Genomic DNA, 18643 nt, shown 5'->3' on the forward strand with positions numbered 1-18643 from the left:
GGCAAAAAAATTAAGAAAAAATTATGAATTGTCGTGAGTATTTAATTCATTTACAATCTAATAGAAACATGTACAGAATTATTATTTACAAGGTTATGGCAAGACTTTTACTCACTTTTTTATTGACTTTCTCCGTAATTTCTGGCATCCAGGCTCAGAACTCCGACAGTAGATCTGAAAATGCTATTGAAATAAATGAACCAAAAGGAGCAGACAATATTGCCTATAAATGGGGTAAGGTGGCGCTGCAAGCCACTGCTAATGATACAGATAAATTTAATCCGCGTCCTACTGTTTCTTCCAGATTTCTCGGACTTATTTTTACTGCTGTATTCGATGCCTGGTCTAGATATGACGAAAAGGCCATTCCTGTATACCTTCAAAAAGTAGACAGAAGACCAACGGCAGAACAGAATCTAAGGAACAAGGAAATAGCTATAAGCTATGCCGCCTTCCGAGCTATGAATGAGTATTATTATAGTGACGAAGAAATGTTCCGCGACTTTATGGTAGAACTGGGAATGGATCCGGATGATGAATCCCTTGACCCCACTACTCCCGCCGGTGTAGGAAACCTGGCAGCAAAAGCTGTTATAGAAGCCAGGCATAATGATGGTGCTAATCAATACGGCGAAGAAGAAGGTTCCAATGGAACGCCCTATTTCGATTATTCAGGTTACGAGCCGGTAAACACTGCAGATGAAAATGTAGATATTAACCGCTGGCAGTCAAAATATTTTTCTGATGGGAAAGGAGGAAAATTTGCTCCAAAATGCCTTACTCCTTATTGGGCAGAGGTAAAACCTATCGGATTAAAATCAGGAGACCAGTTTAGACCGGGACCTCCTCCTCTAGTTGGTTCAGAACAGCTTCAAAAAGAAGTTGAAGAGGTGGTGGAATTACAGGCTAATTTAACAGACGAGCAAAGAGCACTGGTGGAATTTATGAGAGATGGTCCACAATCTGTCCAACAGGCGGGGCACTGGCTCAAATTTGCCCAGGAAGTTTCTATCCGTGATGAACATACTCTGGATCTGGATGTAAAAATGTATTTCTATAATCAGATCACTGCTATGGATGCTTTTATCGCCTCCTGGGATGCAAAATTGTTTTACGACTTTGCACGTCCTTATGCCCTCGTTCATAAATACTTTAAGGACAAGACAATTATAGGCTGGGGCGGTCCGGGTAAAGGAATGATCGAAATGAAAGGTCAGGATTGGCGACCATATTCACCGGACACTTTTCTTTGTCCTCCTTTTCCAGGTTATACCTCCGGTCACAGTACCATTAGTGGTGCCTGTGGGGAAGCTCTAAAGCTATTTACAGGTAGTGATGAATTTGGATCTGAAGTAACGCTGGTTCCGGGAATTTTAACCGAACCTGACAATCTTGGTGAGGAAGTAACCATCAAGTTTCCAACTTTTTCTGAAGCGGCAGAACTTGCCGGAATTTCGAGGGTTTTAGGTGGATACCACATCCAGGCAGATAATATTGCAGGCCTGGAACAGGGGAGAAAAGTTGCCCGTGAAAATTGGAAGTTCTACAAAAAACATGTAGGGGAAGCGATAAAACTGGCTTCAGAATAGAACTTCAAATTATTTCATCTTAATTAAAGTGCTCCCGGAGATATTTTATTCTTCCTAAGAACAGGAATTCCTATCTTGGGGTTTCTATGGAAAAAATTATTTATCAGCAGGTTTTAGGATTTCTGGCTACGCCTCCCTTATGGAAAAACGATCTATTTGGTATTCCTCAATTTGATTTTCCTGCAGATCTACCTGATAAAAAAACCGCTATTTCATATTCTCCTTATTCTATTCTTGGAAAAAGGATGGAAAGCTTTTTTGAAGCGCTTCTTAAAAATTCAAAAGATTACAAGATACTAGGATCTAATATTCAGGTTACCAGGGAAAAAATTACCATTGGAGAAATAGATTTTCTTCTTAAGAGCATTGCCGAAAATCAACAATATCACGTTGAACTGGTTTATAAATTCTATGTTTATGATCCTGACTATAACGAGGAGCTTGAACGCTGGATTGGCCCCAACAGAAAAGATTCGCTCCTTCAAAAGCTGAGAAAACTAAAGGAAAAGCAGTTTCCACTACTTTATAAGCCTGAAACTAAAGATTATCTCTCCAATCTTCAGCTTAATTCGAAGGATTTGAAACAGGAAGTCTGTTTTAAAGCTAATTTGTTTCTTCCGAAGCATTTTAATTATACTGAAAAAGCTGGATCCATCAACAAAGAATGTATTGCCGGTTATTGGATACATTCTGAAGAATTTTGCGGTGAAGAGTATGAAGGTTACCATTTTTTTTCACCCAAAAAACAACAATGGCCTGTCCACCCAAAGTATGCCGAAAAGTGGCATTCTTACGCTTTGATTAAAAAACAGGTGGACTCTTTTATAGAACGTAAAAGATCTCCTCTTCTTTGGATGAAGAAAGGCGAATCTGAATTTGAGCGATTTTTTATAGTTTGGTGGTAAGCAGCTTCAAAAGGAATTAGCACTTTCTTTAGCTAAGTTTTTTTTTCAGACTTCAGCAGATATTCTTTTCTGAAGTGATTAAAAAGATGACACTTCAAAAATGGCAATTATCGGCAGGTAGTATTCCATAAATCCTTCTTCAGAAATAATTAAGCTAGTTTCTAAATAGCGCCAGAAATGCCTGGGATTACAGGCATCCTTTAATTGAAGCTTTTCTTATAAAAACATAAACATTAATTAAGAAAGATTTAGCACACCGCACGTCTGAAAACCTTTGAATTGACTGCAATTCGGCTTATCTTGAAAGAAGAGAAAACTAAACAAGAATAGGGATGAAAATGAATTTTTTCATTCCCTTTTTTAACCCAAAAAATATAATAGTATGGCATTGATAAGTCAGGAAGAATTCAAAAAAATAACAGACTTTAAAAAAGATACGTGTGTATCTATTTTCATTCCTACTCAACGTGGTGGAAAAGAAGTACTGGAGCAAAAAAATAAGAAACACCTAAAATCTACCTGGGACCAGGTAAAACGGGAACTGGAATCTCAGAACGTATCTGCAGAAGAAATTAAGAACATTGGGAAGCCAATTGAAGATCTACTAAACAAACCGGATTTCTGGAGACATCAGTCTGATGGACTGGCAATATTTTCTTCAGAAGGCTTTTTTGAGAAATATACGGTTCCTGTAAATTTTGAAGCGCATCATTACATTTCCAATCATTTTTATATAAAGCCACTGGCGCCACTAACCACAGATGAAGGAAGGTTTTATCTTCTCGCTGTACAACAGGATAAAGTAGAATTTTTTGAAGCTACAAAGAATACCATTGGTGAAGTATATGTAGAAGATTTAACCCCGTCACGTCTGGAAGACCGTGTGGGTTATGATTATGAAGAGAAAAACAGGAAAACCGTAACACAAAATAGTTCCATGGGAACTTCCACCAGCCATGGCTATGACGCTGCTAACCGGGATGACAAAAATGAAATTCTCCGTTTCTTTAATGCTATAGATAAAGGCTTAAAAGAAATACTTCATGACGAGAATGTCCCTTTAGTGGTAGCTTGTCAGGATTACCTCTTCCCTATTTATAAGGAAGCAAACTCTTATAAAAACCTGTTTGATCAAGTAGTTCCGGGGAATCCATCTGATGCCGATATGTTTGGCCTGCATGAAAAAGCATTAAAAATTATGGAGCCTCATCTGGAAAAGAAAAAACGTTCTAAACTTGAGAGTTACGGAGAACTTACTCCGGATAAAACATCTTCCAGTATTTCAGACATTGTTCCTGCAGCTTTTGAAGGAAAAGTGGATACATTATTCCTGGAGAATCGTTCAGAAATCTGGGGTTCTTATGATGAGAAAAATCGAAAAGTTGAAGTTCGGGAAGAACAATCTAAAGACAATACTTCTTTAATGAACCTTGCCGCAGCAAAGGTTATTGAAACCGGAGGATCTGTCTTTCTAATCGAAAGTGCTTTTATGCCAGATAAAGAAGCTAAAGTCAACGCTATCTTTAGGTATAGTTAGGATCACCATTTTAAAAAATTCAAGAAGGCGGCTACTGCCGCCTTTTTTAGTCAAAAACACTATCTTTATAGTTCAGGAAAAGCACAAAAATTTTATGGAAATAAACCTTGCAGTTTTAATTGATGGAGATAATATCCCTTCTGCATATGTTAAGGAAATGATGGAGGAAATTGCCAAATATGGTAATCCTACAATTAAAAGAATTTACGGAGACTGGACCAAACCTCACCTCGCCAAATGGAAAACCGTGCTGCTGGAAAACGCTATTAATCCAATGCAGCAATACGGCTACACGCAGGGGAAAAATGCGACAGATTCCGCAATGATCATAGACGCCATGGATATTTTATATTCCAACAAAGTCGATGGTTTCTGTATCGTTTCCAGTGACAGTGATTTTACACGTCTTGCCACAAGATTGCGGGAAGCAGGTAAAAAAGTAATTGGAATTGGTGAGAAAAAAACGCCGGAGCCCTTTATTGTTGCCTGCGACCGGTTTATTTATATCGAAATCCTTAAAAATAAGGATAAAGATTCAAGCCTGGGAACCAGCAAAGAAAAGACTGAAAAGAAAAACAATGTAGATAAAATAAATCCGAAATTAATCCGCCTTCTGGCCAATACAATTTCTGATGTTGCCGATGAAGATGGATGGGCCTTTTTAGGAGATGTTGGAAGTCTTCTTCAGAAAAAACAACCCAATTTTGATTCCCGTAATTACGGATATCAAAAGTTAACTCCAATGATTAATGCTATAGATAAATTTGAAATTGAATCCCGGGAAAATCATAATTCCAGGTTCAAACTTATCTATGTTAGAAACAAATAATAGTACACCATGCGAAGCATAAAACAAATACATAAAGCCGAATATCGTCCAATTTCAGACCTTATTACCTATTCACCAATGCCAACAGGTAGTATCCAGATGATCGATCCTTTTTTATTTCTGAATCATCACGGCCCGCAACAATATCCGCCAAACAACAACGGATTGCCCTTTGGTCCTCACCCGCATCGGGGGATGGAAACCGTAACTTTTATTCTTGATGGAGACATCGCACATAAAGATTCCGGCGGACATAAGAGCGTTATAGAGAACGGTGGCGTACAGTGGATGACTGCAGGAAGCGGACTTCTACATGCTGAAGTTTCTTCGGAAAAATTTAAAAAAGAAGGTGGTGATCTTGAAATTTTGCAGCTATGGGTAAACCTTCCCGCAGAACATAAAATGACAGAACCTAAATATGTCGGATTCCAGAGAGATCAGATTCCAACAATTTCCCTTGATAATGGAAAAGTTACTGGTCAGGTAGTTTCCGGTTCATTGGAAGGTACAAAAGGAGCTTTTAATACGTTTACTGATGTTAACCTTGCTACTCTAAATTTTGAAGAAAACGCAAAGGTTAGTCTTGATATTCCTAAAGACCACAATATCTTTTTCTACGTAATTAAAGGAGAATTTGAAGTAAATGGTGAACAGGTAAAAGCTTTGCATTTGGCTGAATTTAATAATGACGATGAGCAACTTGAAATCGAAGCCAAATCTGAAAGTACTTTACTCTTAGGACATGCCAAACCTTTTGATGAACCTGTAGTTGCAAGAGGACCATTTGTAATGAACACTATGGAAGAAATTGATGAGGCTTATGCAGATTTCCAGACCGGTAAAATGGGTGCCTGGAAGGAATAATTAAACTACTGTTATTATCATCTTAAACATGAGTCAAGTGTTAGTTGTAATGTTTAAATTAAAAAATAATTTTAAAACTGGTATATTATGAATATTACACTTGAACAAGCACATACTGCCATTGAGGCTGCCCAAAAGAAATCAGAAGAGATTGGCGTTGCCATGAATATTGCCATTGTAGACGCAGGCGCAAATCTTACAGCTTTTGCAAGAATGGACGGTGCCTGGCTTGGCTCTGTAGATATAGCCATAAAAAAAGCAGAAACCGCACGTTATTTTGACATGAATACAGGGGAAATAGGAAAATTATCCCAACCGGGACAACCTCTATTTAATATAGAACATTCCAATGCCGGACTTATTACCTTCCCAGGAGGAGTACCTATTAAAGACATTAATGGTGATATTATTGGCGCAATAGGTGTTTCGGGAGGTGCGGTAGACCAGGATCATGAAGTTGCCACATACGGTATGAATGCGGTGAAATAGTTTGGAGTAGTTAGTTCGGGGTTCGGAGTTTGAAGAATTCATTGTCGATAATTGCCATTTTTGAGGCTATACTTTATTTATTCCGCTTATAATAGCTCCCCTCCTTTTTCAAGGAGGGGCTGGTCAAAGGCAGGGGTGGTTCTTCACCTCTTCTAATGTCTTCCTTCCAGCACTTTCACCACGTCTTTTAAAGAATATCCTTTTGCTTTCAGTAAAATTAAATAATGGAAAAGCAAATCTGCACTTTCATTCAGAAATAATTCTTCGTTATCATCTTTAGCTTCAATAACTGTCTCTACAGCCTCTTCGCCTACTTTCTGTGCAATTTTATTGATGCCTTCATCAAAAAGGGAAACCACATAACTGGATTTATCTTCACGTAATTCCGGCTCCACTTCACTCATCCTTTTTCGCTTTGCTATAATTCCTTCCAGTTGAGAAAGAAAACCAAAATTTGGCTCATTTTCTTCGCCCCAACAAGTGTCGGTTCCTTTGTGGCAGGTAGGCCCTTCAGGATTTACAGTGATTAACAGCGTATCATTATCACAGTCATTTTTGACAGCAACAAGATGAAGAAAATTGCCACTTTCTTCGCCCTTTGTCCAAAGCCTGTTCTTGGTCCTGCTGAAAAATGTCACTTTTTTGGTCTCGCTGGTCTTCAGAAAAGCTTCTTCGTTCATGTAGCCAAGCATCAGCACATTTTTTGTTGAAGCGTCCTGAATAATGGTTGGAACGAGTCCATTTTGGTTTTTATTGAAGTCTATGTTCATCTTGTTGTATCTGTTGTAATGTTTTTCCTCTGAATTTATTTATAGTCGTACGGCAACTCCGTTCTTCCGCAATTCTTCTTTTAAATCTTTAATTTCTATTTCCTTAAAATGAAAAACGCTCGCCGCAAGAGCTGCATCGGCTTTTCCTTCTTTAAAAGTATCGGTGAAATGTTGCATATTCCCTGCTCCACCCGAAGCAATAATAGGAATATTTAATTCTGAAGATAGTTTTGCCAAGGCAATATTTGCAAATCCGCCTTTTGTACCGTCGTTGTTCATGGATGTAAAAAGAATTTCTCCGGCTCCGCGCTCCTCAACTTCTTTTGCCCACTCAAAAAGATCCAGCTCTGTTGGCACCTTTCCTCCCACGAGATGAACCAGCCACTTCCCATGCACCTGCTTGGCGTCTATGGCAACAGTAATACACTGACTTCCAAACTTCTTTGCCAACTCATTTATAAGCCCCGGATTCTTCACTGCGGAAGAATTTACCGAAACTTTATCGGCGCCATTCTGAAGCAATATATCCACATCTTCCACTGAAGATATTCCGCCTCCTACGGTAAACGGAATATTTACCTTTTCAGCAACACGCAGGACCAGCTTAGCCAAAGTTTTACGGCGCTCTTCTGTAGCCGAAATATCCAGGAAAACCAGTTCATCTGCACCAGATTCTGCATATTTTGCAGCCAGTTCCACCGGATCTCCCGCATCGCGCAAATCCACAAAATTAACGCCTTTTACAGTACGTCCGTTTTTGATATCCAAACAGGGGATTATTCTTTTTGTTAACATCTTATTGGTATTGAGTATTGAGTAGCGAGAAAAATTCTCTATACTCACTTCTAACATCTAACTTCTTTCTAAAATAAACGCTTCCAGCTGTTTCAGGCTAATTCTTCCTTCGTAAATCGCTTTTCCAATAATTGTTCCCTCGCAGCCGATTTCAGCTAAACGAGGAAGCTCATTAAAGGTTGAAATTCCGCCGGAAGCAATTAAATTGAGTTTGTTGCCAGTTTCCGAAGTTTCCTCCAGTATTCTCTGGTACAATTCAAAGGACGGGCCTTCGAGCATTCCGTCTTTGGAAATATCGGTACAAATGATGTACTTCACCCCTTCCTGCTGATATTCCTTGATAAACGGAATAAGCTCCTTCTCCGATTCTTCCTGCCAGCCGCTAATTGCCACCTTTTCATCATTGGCATCTGCTCCTAAAATAATCTTTTCCGAACCAAATTTCTGCAACCAGGACTTAAATATTTCCGGATTCTTAACCGCAATACTTCCTCCGGTAACCTGATTTGCACCACATTCAAAAGCAATTTCTAAATCTTTATCAGATTTTAATCCGCCGCCAAAGTCCACTTTTAGATTCGTCTTGGAAGCTATTTCCTCCAGAATTTTATGATTTACGATGTGCTTCGACTTTGCACCATCCAAATCAACAAGGTGCAGGTATTCAATCCCGTGCGCTTCAAATTTCTTTGCCACCTCAAGAGGATGCTCGTTATATATTTTTTTTGTGCTGTAGTCTCCTTTAGAGAGCCTTACACATTTACCTTCAATGATGTCTATAGCGGGAATGATTCTCATTCTTTAGATTTTAGACCGCTTCGCTGCCAGATGTTAGACCGCTCCGCTGTAAGATTATTCTATGTTCTTTATAATTATTCATTGTCCAGACCGATAACCCTGATTCCTGGCTCTTTTTTCTTTGCTCTTTATTCTTCAACTTAGCTTCAAAAAATTCTTCAGGATCTTCTCCCCGGCATTACTACTCTTTTCAGGGTGAAACTGAACTCCGTAAAAGTTGTTTTTCTTAATGGCAGAGGTGTATTCAACTCCGTATTCAGTAGAAGCTATCGTTTCCTCACACTCCGGAATATAGAAACTATGCACCAGGTACACATATTCCTTTTCACTAATACCTTCAAATAGTTCTGACTTAAGGTCAAAAATGTGGTTCCATCCTATTTGTGGCACTTTCAGCTTGTTGTTGAATTTCACTACCTGTGCATCAAAAATTCCGAGTCCGGTAGTATCACCTTCTTCACAATAATCGCACATCAACTGCATTCCCAGACAAATTCCCAGCACAGGCTGTGTTAAAGTGGGAAAAACTTTCTCCAGTCCTGTTGACTTCAGCATTCTCATTGCACTGCTGGCTTCCCCCACACCCGGAAAAATCACTTTATCTGCTCCACGTATTTCTTCTGCATCACTGCTAAGAACAGCTTCAAAACCCAATCTTTGTACAGCAAACTTGATGCTCTGGATATTTCCCGCGCCGTAATCTATAATTGCTATTTTCATGTTATTCGTATTGAAAACTAAGTGATGAGTAGTGAGGTTTAGCTTGCAGGACCTCAATACTCCATACTCTGTACTATCTGCTCATTCAGAGCATTCCTTTAGTTGAAGGTAAAATCATTTTCTCAGCATCACGTTTTACAGCCATTTTGATTGCTTTGGCAAAAGCTTTAAAAATCGCTTCTATCTTATGATGCTCGTTGGTACCTTCAGCTTTTACATTCAGGTTTGCTTTTGCTCCATCTGTAAAAGATTTAAAAAAGTGATAAAACATTTCCGTAGGCATTTTACCTACCATTTCACGCTTAAATTCCGCTTCCCAAACCAGCCAGTTCCGCCCACCAAAGTCAATCGCCACCTGTGCCAGGCAGTCATCCATGGGTAAACAGAAACCATAACGCTCTATACCCAATTTGTTTCCCAGCGCTTTACTATAGACTTCTCCAAGTGCTATTGCAGTGTCTTCGATGGTGTGATGCTCATCCACTTCCAGATCTCCTTCAACTTTAACAATTAGATCCATCTGGCCGTGCCTTGCAATCTGGTCCAGCATATGATCAAAGAAGGCAATTCCGGTCAATATTTGTGATTTTCCGGTGCCGTCCAGGTTGAGCTTTATAAATATATCCGTTTCATTCGTTTTGCGGCTAATCTCTGCCGTACGGTCATTGAGCTTAAGAAATTCGTAAATTTCTTTCCAACTGTCGGTTTTAAGAGCTATACATTCGTCCAAAAGTTCCTTTTTATTTTTCAGCTCATCTGCACCCAGGGCTTCGTGAGTATTTATAAAAATCCCTTTCCCTTCAAAATTGAGAGCGAATTCCATATCAGTTAGTCTGTCGCCAATCATGTAGGAGTTCTTAAGGTCATATTCCTGATTATTCAGATATTTTTCCTGCAGCAATCCGGTATTTGGTTTACGGGTATGCGCTTTGTCCTTAGCAAAAGTCCGGTCAATTAAAGCATCCGTAAATACAATTCCTTCGTTGGCCAGAGTTTTGGTAATGAAATTCTGAATTGGCCAGAAATCGCTTTCGGGAAAAGAATCTGTTCCCAGACCATCTTGATTAGTAACCATTACCAATTCATAATCCAGTTCCTTTGCAATTTTTGTGAGGTAATAAAAAGCTTCCGGATAAAATTCCAGCTTGTCGAGACTGTCGAGTTGGTAATCTTCAGGTTCGTAAACTAAAGTCCCGTCACGATCTATAAATAAAACCTTTTTCATTTTATTGTTGCTTAAGACTTTGCAAAGCCTTGATTAGTTTATCATTTTCATCTTTTGTGCCTACTGTGAATCGCAATGTATTTTCACAAAGTGGCTGTGTCGTTCTGTTCCTGATTACTATTCCTTTGGATATTAATTCATCATATCTGCGGGTTGCATTATCAACTTTCAGAAGGATGAAATTAGCATCAGAATTATAAATTTTTTTAACAAAATCAACTTCATCTAATTCTTTAAATAAGCGCTTCCTTTCACTCAGAATATCAGATACTTCCAAATTTACTTTATCCTGGTTCAATACTCTGTACAATGCTCTTTGCTGGGTAAGTTCGTTTACGTTATAAGGCGGTTTGATTTTGTTTAAAATCTGAATAATTTCTTCGGAAGCATAACAAATTCCAAGTCTTATTCCTGCCATTCCATAAGCTTTGGATAAGGTTTGGGTAATCACCAAATTCGGATATTTTTTCAGCTGAAGCAGCCAACTTTCCTTTGCTGAAAAATCGATATACGCTTCGTCTATCACAACGAGCCCGTTAAAGCTCTCAAGGATTTTTGTAATATTCTCTTCTGAAAAAGAATTTCCCGTCGGGTTATTTGGTGAACAGAGAAAGATCATTTTTGTCTGCTCGTCTGTTGCTTCCAGAATCTCGGCTATATCTGGCTCAAAATCGGGAGTCAGCAGAATTTCCCTGTTTTCGATATTATTGATATTTGCCAAAACCTTATACATACCGTAAGTAGGTGGCAACGTAATCACATTGTCCTTTGCTGGTTCACAGAAAGCTCTGAAAAGCAAATCCAGCACTTCATCACTTCCATTGCCTAAAAGTATATTTGATGTATCTACACCTTTTATTTTAGCCAGTTCGGACTTTAAATTGCGCTGCTGCGGATCTGGATATCGGTTTACATCTGTCTGAAAAGGATTCTCATTGGCATCCAGAAACACCATTTCAGATCCTGTACTTTGGTACTCGTCCCTTGCAGAAGAATACGGTTTTAACCCTGCCACATTCTCCCGGACTAATTTATTTATGTTGAAATTTTTAATCATAACAAAGACCCTTCGACTTCGCTCAGGGTGACATTTTATTTATTCAAGTCTATTAATCTCAAACTCACAGCATTCTTATGAGCCTGCAAACCTTCGGCTTCTGCCATTAATTCAATTGCAGGTCCAATATTTCTAATTCCTTCCTGACTTATTTTTTGAAAAGTCATATTCTTCATAAAACTATCCAGGTTTACTCCGCTGTATTGTTTTGCATATCCATTTGTTGGCAGTGTATGGTTGGTGCCCGATGCATAATCCCCTGCACTTTCAGGTGTATAATTCCCGATAAAGACAGAGCCCGCATTTTGCACATTTTCGACAAAATAATTATCATTTTCTGTGCAGACGATAAAATGTTCAGGACCGTATTCATTAATGATTTCCAGTGCAACTTCTTTATCTTCTATAAAGATTAGCTTCGAATTTTCTATAGCTTTTTCCGCAATTTCTTTCCTTGGCAACACTTTTATCTGTTCTTCAATTTCCTTTTCAACTTCGTCCATAAACTTTTCTGAAGTAGAAATTAGGATCACCTGGCTATCAATTCCATGTTCTGCCTGGCTTAACAAATCTGAAGCTACAAAAGCAGCATTTGCAGATTCATCTGCCACCACCAACAATTCTGAAGGTCCGGCAGGCATATCAATGGCTACATTATGTTTTGTAGCCAACTGTTTTGCCACAGTTACAAACTGATTTCCGGGGCCAAAGATTTTGTAAACCTTCGGAATAGTCTGAGTTCCAAAAGTCATTGCCGCAATGGCCTGAATCCCACCTACTTTAAAAATTTTTGTCACTCCGCATAAATGTGCTGTGTATAGAATTGCGGGATGTATGTTGCCTTCTTTATTTGGCGGAGTGCAAAGTACGATCTCCTTACAACCTGCTATTGCTGCCGGAATTGCCAGCATCAGGATTGTCGAAAATAAGGGAGCCGTCCCACCGGGAATGTACAAGCCCACCTTTTGAATTGGCCGTTTTTCCTGCCAGCACTGCACACCTTCAGCAGTTTCTACAACAACTTTTTCTGTTTTTTGAGCAGCATGAAATTTTTCAACATTGGCATATGCCAGGTGGATAGCATCTCTCAATTCCTGCGAAATCCTGTTACGCGCATCATCAATTTCCATAGAAGTAACCCGTACATTTTCAGGTTTAAAACCATCAAAAATTTCGGTGTATTTCTCTATAGCCGCATCGCCATCCTCAATAACTTCTGCAAAGACTTTATTTACTGTTTCTTCAATATCATTAACAGTACTGGTGGGCCTTTTTAAAAGTTCCAGCCATTCTGAAGCCCCAGGATTATATATTTTATTCATGGTTTCCTCTTTCAAAAAAATTAAAGCACCATTTTCTCAATAGGCGCAACCAGTATACCTTCTGCCCCATTGTTCTTAAGCTCATCTATAACTTCCCAGAACCGCTCTTCATTTATTACAGTATGGATCGAACTCCAACCTTCTTCAGCCAAAGGAAGAACTGTAGGGCTTCTCATGCCCGGTAACAATTTTATAATGTTACCCAAATTCTCGTTGGGAGCGTTTAGAAGAATATATTTGGAAGTACGCGCATTTAGCACCGACTTAATTCTAAATTGAAGCTTTTCCAGAATAGCTTTTCTTTCTTCAGAAATTTCCGGAGAAATAGCTAACACTGCTTCGCTCTTCAGCATTACTTCCACTTCCTTGAGATTATTCTTAAAAAGTGTACTTCCGCTGGAAACAATATCGCAAATTCCATCAGCAAGTCCGATATTCGGAGCAATTTCCACAGAGCCATTGATAATATGAAGGTCTGCAGTTATTCCCTTTTCTTTTAAAAACTCATTAACAGTGTTAGGATAGGAAGTAGCAATTTTTTTACCATCAAGATCCTGAATCCCTTTGTACTTCATTGATTTTGGTACCGCAAGGGAAACACGGCACTTCGAAAATCCGAGCTTTTCACCACGGACAATATCCTTACCTTTTTCAATTAATACATTTTCTCCGATAATGGCTGCATCCACCACCCCATCTCGAAGATATTGTGGAATATCGCCGTTTCGCAGGTACATCACCTCCAAAGGAAAATTACGTGCTGAAGCTTTTAACTGCTCCTTTCCATTGTCTATGGAAACTCCCGCATCTTTTAAAATTTTTAAGGAATCTTCGTTAAGCCGTCCCGACTTTTGTATTGCTATCCTAAGTTTTTCTGTACTCATTGTTCTTTTTTCCTTTTTCTGTTTCAGTATTCCTTTATAATCCTAAATAACATTATTCAATAATATTGAAAATAAAAAACCCGTCTGATTGGCTCAAACGGGTTTTGAAATATGGTGAAAATTACAGCATACCAAACTTACCTCGCCTAAGCGTAGAAGTAAACATGATGATGATGTAATTGCTTTGCTTTCATAACTGTCACAAATCTAACTATAATTTTTAAAAAGCAAAACAGCTTTTCAATTTTTATCAATTGTTTTTTAATTATTCCCAAGTATTAGCGGCAATCCGTTTTCTCCTGAACCAATAATTACTGTTTTTGCATTACCAGATTTAGCCAGTTCAACCGTAGCCTGAATACCCTTTTCCTGTAGAACCTTATCGGTCAAAGATTCACTAAGGATCCTGTTTGCACGGGCTTTACCTTCAGCATCAATTCGCTGCCGTTCTGCTTCCTGCTCTGCTTTAGTTAAGCGGAATTCGTATTCCAGGGACTCCTGTTCCTGCCTCAACTTCCGCTCAATTGCATCTTTAATTGTTGGCGGCAAGGAAACATCCCTTACCAGAACTTCATTTACCTGAACATACTGCTCTGCAAGTAGAATATTGGTTTCTTCAAAAATTTCTTTCTGAATTGCTTCCCTCTTGCTGGCATAAAGCTGCTCGGGATTGTATCGTCCAACTACAGCACGAGCTGCAGACCGTACTGCCGGTTGTAATAAACGCTGAATATATGCCTCTCCTTTTTCCTGGTGAAGTTTTCCAAGAGCACTATACTCCGGCTGAAACCATACTGATGCATCTAATTTTATCTCCAAACCATTGGATGACAAAACCTGCATATTCTCATCTAAAGACTGCTGGCGCACTTCATAAATAAAAACTTTATTCCACGGAGCCACAATATGGAAACCTTCACTCATTGGAGGCTCATCGGTAACAACACCGCCACCAAAGGTTTTATATAAAACTCCGGCCTGGCCCGAATCTACGGTAACTGCAGATTTAGCTATAATAATTATTAAAAATACGGCAACAATAAACGCCGGAATTGCAATTTTGGGTAATCTTTCCATTCTTTGTTTTAATTTATTTGTTTTTGTGTTTAACCATTCCCGATGAAACCGGGATAAAGTGACATACCGCCATCCACAAAAATGGTGGTACCATTAACATATTCAGATTTATCTGAAGCTAACCAAAGCACTACTTCAGAAACATCTTCAGGTTCTCCCAAGCGATTGTAAGGGATAAGTTTCAAAAGTTCTTTCACCTGCTCTTCATCCTTCCAGACATCTTCATTAATTGAGGTTTTAATAGCTCCTGGGGCAACGCTGTTTACACGTATTTGTTTATTGGCAACCTCCTGGGACAGCGTACGCATAAACTCTGTTAGTCCGCCTTTAGCTGCGGCATAATTAATATGGCCAGCCCACGGAATTTCCTGGTGAACAGAACTCATGAAAATGACTTTTCCGGCAGATTTGCTAATGCCATCTACCACCCCGTGTTTAAGAAAATATCTTACTGCAGCTCTGGAGCAAAGAAAAGCACCCGTTAAATTGGTTTTAATAACAAGCTCCCAATCTTCTAAAGTCATTTCATCCAGTGGAGCATCCTTCTGGATACCGGCATTGCTTATAAGAATATCAAAATTATCATAGGTGTCGAAGACTTTTTGAAACATCTCCTCCACTTCCTCTTCATCACCAACATCTGCCTGGTGCGCAAAAGCTTGGCCGCCTTCTTTTTTAATAATATTCACAGTATCTTGAGCCCCTTCTTCATCACTGTGATAATTCACGGCAACTTTCGCTCCTGCTCTTGCAAGATAAATAGCAATACTTTTTCCAAGTCCGGAGCTGGCTCCAGTTACCAATGCAACCTGATCTTTTAAGCTTTTTTCCATAGTGAAGATGAATTTATATTAATCCGTTGTACTTTCTGTAAAACCATTCCGCTGTGAGCAGTAAAACCAGCAGAAACAGTAGAAAATACCAGTCTATCAAAGGTACTGTTTTTTCACGGCTTTTCTGCACAGGAAGATAACGTTTGTCTTGTAAAAGATCAGATATTAAAATCTCTGTGGTATCTGAAAAATAAACCCCGGAATCATTATTTCCTGCCAATAACTGAAGCTTTTCAAAATCTGCCGAAATGAATTGCTGTTCTACATTAAAATCTATAATTGTAAAGCTGCCGTTTTCTGATATTGTTGAATTTTCAGGTTGCACTTTAAAATTATATTCTCCTTCTTCCAGATTTCCCAAATCAACTTCGTATTGATTGTTCCGAAGCAGTAGTGGAGCTTCAATCGTTTCTTCACTTTCCTTATGGGTTAGCTGAATTGTAATTTTAGCGCGTGGATCGAACTGATAATTTTCATCAAAATACTGAGCCGAAATAATTACTCCGGTATTTCCATAATAAAATGATTCATAGTCCACGGTTAAGCGATCTCTACTCTTTTTTGACGATAAATTCTGAATAATCTTACCAAAAAAGTCATCAAATTGCCGAAAATTGCCATTTTTGAGGTATGACTGTGAACGCCATTTCCAAATATTTTCACCAAATAACACACCTTGTTTTGAAGAATTTTCATCTGAAATTGCCAATAAGGGCTGCTCTGTTTCTATTCCTTCTATTTGCTGATAAAGAAGAGTACTGAATGAATTATCCAGCACCTCAATACCTCCAAATTGATCCTGCAACGGCGGAAAATTGTCAAAACCAATATCTTCAAATTGAAACTTATTAAAGTTGTTATTCACTAACGGAAAAATATCCTGCTCCTGAAAAGAGGCATCTTTCTTAAACTGCTCCTGGATTCCGTTAACAAAATTCCAGTCGGTTTTAGTGCCGGTAACCAGAAAATAATTAATATTCTCCTGCTGAATTTCTTCAATTACCGAATTAAAGGTATTATTTGGCTGATACAATATAATTAACTGAAAGTCTTTTAGTTCTAAATTTTCAGAATCTATATATTGAATTGTGGCTTCCCGCTGTTCATTAGATTCAATTGCCTTTTTAAGAGCACCAAGATCCGGATGCGCAATAGCTGAAAGAATCAGAACATTAGTTCGCTCATCTATAATTTCTACAGCAAATTTTTCAACATTATTGATCCTATTCTTTTCATTATCCAACGGAATAATTTCCGCCTCATAAGTCAGCACTCCAAGTTGCGAAGCAGGTAATGTAGTGCCGATAATTGCAGAATTTTGATCCTCATTCAATTTTACTTCTTCTGAATAAATCACGTTCTCTCCGGAGCGGATAACGAAATTTGCAGAAATATTCTCTTCACCAGTGTAGTTAATGATAGCCTCTACAGGAAACCGATTATTCAGGAAAGCATAACGATTTACATTTAAGTTCGATAATTGCAAATCTGCATACTGCGTAGTGTCGCCAACAACCACAGGAAAAAGATTAATATTGTCATGAGCTTTGAAATATTGATAGTCACGACCTATATTTTGGTTTCCATCTGAAATTAAAATTACCGCCGTGTTTTCCCTTCGGTATAATTTATTAACCTGATTTAAAGCTACGGAAATATCTGTTTGTGGCTCATTAAATTCTAGATCGCTGCCTGAAGAAAGCTTTTCTCCAAAACTGACTTGCTGCACATTAAAACGCTCCTGAATATCCTCATTCTGCTTTATTCGTTGAATGACAATCTGCACCGTATCCTCCTGTTTAAGATGTGCGATCGACTCTGAGTCATCTACTGCCAAAACAAGGTTTGACTTTTTAAGTTCGTAAGTGGTCGATGATATTTCAGGATTAATAAGCAAAATCAGCAACACAAAGACTGATAAAAAACGAAGAGTAAAGAAAATATATACATTCCTTGTTCTTCTTTTACTTCTAAAGAGATATTGAAAAAAAGCAAACCCCAGCGCAAAAACTGCAGCCAGGGCTATAAATAAAATAGTGCTTAATTCCATTGGAGGTAAAATATAGATTAGAAGGTAGAAGGACGAGGTACGAACGAAGTTAAAAGAATGAGATCTGAATCTTTGTACTTTTTCTCATTTTGTACTTCCCACTTCTAATTTCCAACTTCCTATGTTAGCATCCCACCGTTTACATGCAGAACCTGACCAGTGACATAAGTACTGAGGTCACTACCAAGAAAAACACAAGCGTTGGCAATATCTTCAGGCGTACCACCTCTTTTTAACGGAATAGAATCTCTCCAGCCTTCGACTGTTTTTTCATCCAGTTTTTCGGTCATTTCGGTTTCAATAAACCCTGGTGCGATTACGTTAGTCCGGATATTTCTGGAACCAAGTTCCAGGGCCATAGATTTGGAGAAACCGATAATTCCCGCTTTGGAAGCTGCGTAATTTGCCTGTCCGGCATTTCCTTTAACTCCCACAACAGAACTCATATTAATGATGCTCCCGCTTCTCTGCTTGAGCATTGTACGCTGGATGGCTTTGGTCATATTAAATACCGACTTCAGGTTAACTTCTATCACCTGGTCAAAATCTTCCTCGCTCATGCGCATAAGCAGGTTATCCTTGGTAATTCCGGCGTTATTTACAAGCACGTCTATGGCACCAAAATCTTCAGCAACCTTTTTTATAAGCTCCTGTGCTTCTTCAAAACTGGCTGCGTTAGATTTATATCCCTTTGCTTTTATTCCTAATCCTGATAATTCCTTTTCCAGCTCTTCGGCGGCTTGTGCTGAAGAGGCATAAGTAAAAGCAACGTTGGCACCGTGTTCTGCAAAAACTTTTGCTATCCCTTTACCTATTCCGCGGCTTCCACCTGTAATTATTGCATTTTTTCCTTCTAATAATTTCATAAGTTGATTGCTTAGATTGTATTGTAGCTCAAA

At 38.7% G+C, this 18643-nt stretch carries 18 protein-coding genes; 6 read left to right on the forward strand and 12 right to left on the reverse strand.

Annotated elements, in window-relative coordinates; translation table 11 throughout:
• Window positions 1-68: 68 nt before the first annotated feature.
• The 6 genes from RM549_RS11895 to RM549_RS11920 all read left to right on the forward strand — a co-directional run bounded on the left by RM549_RS11895 (window position 69) and on the right by RM549_RS11920 (window position 6213).
• Window positions 69-1589 (forward strand): vanadium-dependent haloperoxidase, encoded by a 1521-nt coding sequence (locus RM549_RS11895; protein ID WP_311685099.1) that lies wholly within the window; start codon window positions 69-71, stop codon window positions 1587-1589.
• 86 nt (window positions 1590-1675) lie between these two features.
• The gene (locus RM549_RS11900) at window positions 1676-2494 is read left to right on the forward strand and encodes a DUF1853 family protein (protein ID WP_311685101.1); all 819 of its coding nucleotides are present in this window, start codon (window positions 1676-1678) and stop codon (window positions 2492-2494) included.
• A 382-nt stretch (window positions 2495-2876) separates the two neighbouring features.
• Window positions 2877-4031, forward strand: a complete 1155-nt coding sequence (locus tag RM549_RS11905; protein ID WP_311685102.1) for a baeRF7 domain-containing protein — start codon at window positions 2877-2879, stop codon at window positions 4029-4031.
• A 94-nt stretch (window positions 4032-4125) separates the two neighbouring features.
• Window positions 4126-4860, forward strand: a complete 735-nt coding sequence (locus RM549_RS11910; protein ID WP_311499079.1) for an NYN domain-containing protein — start codon at window positions 4126-4128, stop codon at window positions 4858-4860.
• Between the two features lie 9 nt (window positions 4861-4869).
• The gene (locus RM549_RS11915; protein WP_311685104.1) at window positions 4870-5724 is read left to right on the forward strand and encodes a pirin family protein; all 855 of its coding nucleotides are present in this window, start codon (window positions 4870-4872) and stop codon (window positions 5722-5724) included.
• Window positions 5725-5811: 87 nt separating this feature from the next.
• Window positions 5812-6213 carry a GlcG/HbpS family heme-binding protein gene (locus RM549_RS11920; protein WP_311685106.1) on the forward strand — a complete coding sequence of 134 codons (402 nt, stop codon included), beginning with the start codon at window positions 5812-5814 and terminating at the stop codon, window positions 6211-6213.
• 152 nt (window positions 6214-6365) lie between these two features.
• On the opposite strand, the gene hisIE is transcribed toward RM549_RS11920, so the two are convergent.
• The 12 genes from hisIE to fabG (RM549_RS11980) form a co-directional block, all read right to left on the reverse strand.
• Window positions 6366-7022 carry a bifunctional phosphoribosyl-AMP cyclohydrolase/phosphoribosyl-ATP diphosphatase HisIE gene (gene hisIE, locus RM549_RS11925; protein ID WP_311685288.1) on the reverse strand — a complete coding sequence of 219 codons (657 nt, stop codon included), beginning with the start codon at window positions 7020-7022 and terminating at the stop codon, window positions 6366-6368.
• Window positions 7023-7778: an imidazole glycerol phosphate synthase subunit HisF gene (gene hisF / locus RM549_RS11930; RefSeq protein WP_311685108.1), complete on the reverse strand. Its 756-nt coding sequence runs from the start codon at window positions 7776-7778 to the stop codon at window positions 7023-7025.
• Between the two features lie 57 nt (window positions 7779-7835).
• On the reverse strand, window positions 7836-8576 hold the full coding sequence (gene hisA, locus RM549_RS11935; protein ID WP_311685110.1) for a 1-(5-phosphoribosyl)-5-[(5-phosphoribosylamino)methylideneamino]imidazole-4-carboxamide isomerase: 741 nt from the start codon (window positions 8574-8576) through the stop codon (window positions 7836-7838).
• Window positions 8577-8711: 135 nt separating this feature from the next.
• Complete coding sequence (gene hisH, locus RM549_RS11940; RefSeq protein WP_311685111.1) at window positions 8712-9296, reverse strand: imidazole glycerol phosphate synthase subunit HisH; 585 nt, start codon at window positions 9294-9296, stop codon at window positions 8712-8714.
• 85 nt (window positions 9297-9381) lie between these two features.
• On the reverse strand, window positions 9382-10521 hold the full coding sequence (hisB, locus tag RM549_RS11945; protein WP_311685112.1) for a bifunctional histidinol-phosphatase/imidazoleglycerol-phosphate dehydratase HisB: 1140 nt from the start codon (window positions 10519-10521) through the stop codon (window positions 9382-9384).
• Between the two features lies 1 nt (window position 10522).
• The gene (gene hisC / locus RM549_RS11950) at window positions 10523-11578 is read right to left on the reverse strand and encodes a histidinol-phosphate transaminase (protein WP_311685114.1); all 1056 of its coding nucleotides are present in this window, start codon (window positions 11576-11578) and stop codon (window positions 10523-10525) included.
• Window positions 11579-11613: 35 nt separating this feature from the next.
• A complete protein-coding gene (hisD, locus tag RM549_RS11955) occupies window positions 11614-12900 on the reverse strand; it encodes a histidinol dehydrogenase (RefSeq protein WP_311685116.1) in 1287 nt (428 codons plus the stop codon).
• Window positions 12901-12920: 20 nt separating this feature from the next.
• Entirely contained in the window at window positions 12921-13784 is an 864-nt protein-coding gene (hisG, locus tag RM549_RS11960) for an ATP phosphoribosyltransferase (protein WP_311685118.1), read from the reverse strand.
• Window positions 13785-14045: 261 nt separating this feature from the next.
• On the reverse strand, window positions 14046-14861 hold the full coding sequence (locus tag RM549_RS11965; protein WP_311685120.1) for a prohibitin family protein: 816 nt from the start codon (window positions 14859-14861) through the stop codon (window positions 14046-14048).
• A 29-nt stretch (window positions 14862-14890) separates the two neighbouring features.
• Window positions 14891-15694, reverse strand: a complete 804-nt coding sequence (gene fabG, locus RM549_RS11970) for a 3-oxoacyl-ACP reductase FabG (RefSeq protein WP_311685122.1) — start codon at window positions 15692-15694, stop codon at window positions 14891-14893.
• Between the two features lie 13 nt (window positions 15695-15707).
• A complete protein-coding gene (locus RM549_RS11975) occupies window positions 15708-17744 on the reverse strand; it encodes a vWA domain-containing protein (protein WP_311685124.1) in 2037 nt (678 codons plus the stop codon).
• 119 nt (window positions 17745-17863) lie between these two features.
• On the reverse strand, window positions 17864-18610 hold the full coding sequence (fabG, locus tag RM549_RS11980) for a 3-oxoacyl-[acyl-carrier-protein] reductase (protein ID WP_311685126.1): 747 nt from the start codon (window positions 18608-18610) through the stop codon (window positions 17864-17866).
• Window positions 18611-18643: the final 33 nt, after the last annotated feature.

This window comes from Autumnicola patrickiae (assembly GCF_031846525.1).
Taxonomy (GTDB): domain Bacteria; phylum Bacteroidota; class Bacteroidia; order Flavobacteriales; family Flavobacteriaceae; genus Autumnicola; species Autumnicola patrickiae.